At 64.6% G+C, this 3,309-nt stretch carries 1 protein-coding gene and 1 pseudogene; both read left to right on the forward strand.

The window, feature by feature from the left end; all coding sequences use genetic code 11:
* A pseudogene (locus EOA33_RS29050) lies at positions 1 to 2,109 on the forward strand (protein ndvB); the annotation flags it as partial.
* A 353-nt stretch (positions 2,110 to 2,462) separates the two neighbouring features.
* A partial coding sequence (locus EOA33_RS29055) for an ABC transporter transmembrane domain-containing protein (RefSeq protein WP_245482466.1) occupies positions 2,463 to 3,309 on the forward strand: 847 nt, incomplete at its 3' end.

Below are 3,309 nucleotides of genomic sequence, written 5' to 3' on the forward strand. Positions count from 1 at the left end.
GACCCCGCCATGACCTACGAGACCTGGCACGGCCAGGGTTTTTCGACCTTCCGTACGAAGCGCGGGCCGCTGTCGATGGACCTGACCCAAGTGGTCGATCCGGCCGATCCGGTGAAGATCACCCGGCTGCGCATCCAGAATGCGGGCCCGGTGCCGGCGAGGCTGCGCGTCTATGCCTATGCCGAATGGGTGCTGGGCGGCCATCGCTCGCGCACGGCGGCGACCATCGTGCCGGCGCGGGACATTGCGACTGGCGCGCTACTGGCCCAGAACCCCTACGGGCTCGACTTCAGTGAGCGGGTGGCGTTCCTCGCGGCCTCGACCGAGGTGCAGTCGGTGACGACCGACCGGGGCGAGTTCATCGGCCGCCACGGCAGCGGCGAATATCCGCAGGCCGTGCTTGCGGGCGCCGCCCTGTCCGGCCGGGTGGAGGCGGGCGACGACCCTTGCGCGGCGATCGCCAGCGACATCGACATCCCCGCCGGCGGCGACGTGACGCTGCTCTGGGTGCTCGGCGACGCAGCTTCGCCCGCCGAGGCGAGCGCGCTGGTGCAGGCCCATCGCGGCAAGGACTTCGACCAGCGGCTGGCCGACAACGAGCGCGTCTGGCGCGGCTTCCTCGACACCATCCAGGTCGAGACGCCGGACAAGGCGATGGATGCCATGGTCAACCACTGGCTGCCTTACCAAAGCCTTGCCTGCCGCATCCGCGCTCGTTCCGCCTTCTACCAGGCGAGCGGCGCCTTCGGCTTCCGCGACCAGCTGCAGGATACGCTGGCCTTGCTGGCGCATGATCCGAAGCTGGCGCGCGACCAGATCCTCAACGCGGCGCGCCGGCAGTTCCCGGAGGGCGACGTGCAGCACTGGTGGCTGCCGCGCACCGACGCCGGCGTGCGCACCATGATCTCGGACGACGTCGTCTGGCTGGCCCATGAAACGGCCCGCTATATCGACGTGACCGGCGACGCGGCGATCCTCAAGGAGCAGCTTCCCTTCATCGACGGCCAGCCGCTCGGCGAGGGCGAGCACGATGCCTTCTTCACGCCGGAGGTCTCCAAGACCACCGCCTCGCTTTACGATCACTGCGCGCGGGCGCTGGATCTCGCCATCAAGCGCAGCAGCCCCGCCGGCCTGCCGCTGATCCTCGGCGGCGACTGGAACGATGGCATGAACCGCGTCGGCGAGGGCGGCAAGGGCGAGAGCGTGTGGCTGGGCTGGTTCCTGCTAAAGACGCTGGGCGACTTTGCCCCGGTGGCCAAGGCGCAAGGCGACGCCAAGCGGGCGCAGGCCTGGAACAAGCATGCCGACGTGCTGAAGCGGGCGCTGGAGGCCACCGCGTGGGACGGGCAGTGGTACCGGCGCGGCAGCTTCGACGACGGCACGCCGCTCGGCTCGCATGACGCCAAGGAATGCAAGATAGACTCCATCGCCCAGTCGTGGAGCGTACTTTCGGGCGAGGGCGATCCGGTGCGTTCGACCACGGCCATGCACCAGGCGACCAAGATGCTGGTCGACGACGAGCTCAAGATCGTCAAGCTGTTCACGCCGCCCTTCTCGAAGACGGAGAAGGATCCCGGCTACATCAAGAGTTACCCGCCCGGCGTGCGCGAGAATGGCGGCCAGTACACCCACGCGGCCACCTGGTTCGTCATCGCGCTCGCCGAAATGGGCCGCACCGACGACGCCTATCGCTGCTTCTCGATGCTGAACCCGGTCAATCACGCCTCGGACGAGGCGGCAGCCGAGCACTACAGGGTCGAGCCCTATGCCGTGGCAGCCGACATCTATGCCGGCGAAGGCAAGGGCGGGCGTGGCGGCTGGACCTGGTACACGGGTTCCGCCGGCTGGCTGTACCGCGCGGCGGTCGAGGGCATTCTCGGCATCGAGCGGCGCGGCAAGCAGATCACATTCCGGCCGAAACTGCCTGGCCACTGGGATGGCTACGCGGCAACGCTCAAGATGCTGGGGGCGGAAGTCAAGGTTCGTGTCATCCGCGACAAAAAGACCAAATCCATCTCGCTCGAAGTCAATGGAACCAAGACAAAATCCTCGTCTTTCGAGCCGAAGGCCGGTGAGATGGCTGAGGTTGTCGTCAAGATACCTGCGTAAAATCAATGACTTGAAGCCGTCTGCGCGCGCCCTTCGGGGCGCGTGTTATGTTGGAGCGTTATTTGCGCATGCTTTTTGCCGGCATCCGGCCGGGCGCATTAGCTTCCGCTACGCAAGCTCTTGGTGATTAAAAATGTGGCAGCTCCTGGCCGCTGCCATGATTTTGCCGCAAGGCTGACATTTCACCTTTTATCTCAAACCGTTAGGTGATCACGGCAGATTTCGCAACGTCGTCATCTTTTGTTCGCAGAATGGGAACGGAAGAGCTAGACGGGCATTGTTTTGCGACCCGTTAACCGGTACGTGTCAAGAAATGGTGCACTGCACAATGAAAGTTTGGCGGAGTAGCTGAAGTGTCACTTCTGCAGATCTACTGGAGAGCTCTGGGTTATCTGGCTGCCGACAAGAAGCGCGTCGCTCTGATTTGCGGCGCCAATGTCGCGCTCGCCGCGATCGCGATCCTCGAGCCGATCCTGTTGGGCCGGGTGATCGGTGCCATCGCTGAAAAAGGCCCGGTGTTTTCGACGCTCGCCGTTTGGGCAGCTCTCGGCGCGTTCAACGTCGTTGCTGTCGTGCTGGTGGCGCGTGGCGCCGACCGCTTCGCCCATGCCCGCCGCTCGGAGGTGCTGTGCCAGTCCTTCGAGCGCGTCATCACCATGCCGCTCGCCTGGCATCATCAGCGCGGCACGTCCAATTCACTACAAACGCTGTTGCGCGCCGTCGAGACCCTGTTCAGCCTGTGGCTCGAATTCATGCGCGTGCATCTCTCGACGGCCATCGCACTGGTGCTTTTGGTGCCGACCGCGCTTGCCATGGACATTCGCATGTCGCTGGTGCTGCTTGGCCTTGGCGTGCTTTATGTCGGCATCGGCCGTATCGTCATGCGTCGCACCAAGTCCGGGCAGACCGCTGTCGAGCGCCATTACCACACCGTGTTTGCCCATGTGACCGATAGCGTCAGCAATGTCGCCGTGCTGCAGAGCTACAACCGCATCGGCCATGAGACCGCGACGCTGAAGCGTTACGTCAAGGACCTGCTCGACGCGCAGAATCCGGTGCTCGACTGGTGGGCGATCGCCAGTGCGTTGAACCGGCTGTCGTCGACCATCTCGATGATGATCGTGCTTTCGATCGGCGCCTACCTCGTCACTCGCGGTGAGCTCCGCGTCGGCGACGTCGTTGCCTTTATCGGCTTTGCAG

Origin of the sequence: Mesorhizobium sp. M4A.F.Ca.ET.050.02.1.1, assembly GCF_003997725.1 — a bacterium.
Taxonomy (GTDB): Bacteria; Pseudomonadota; Alphaproteobacteria; order Rhizobiales; family Rhizobiaceae; genus Mesorhizobium.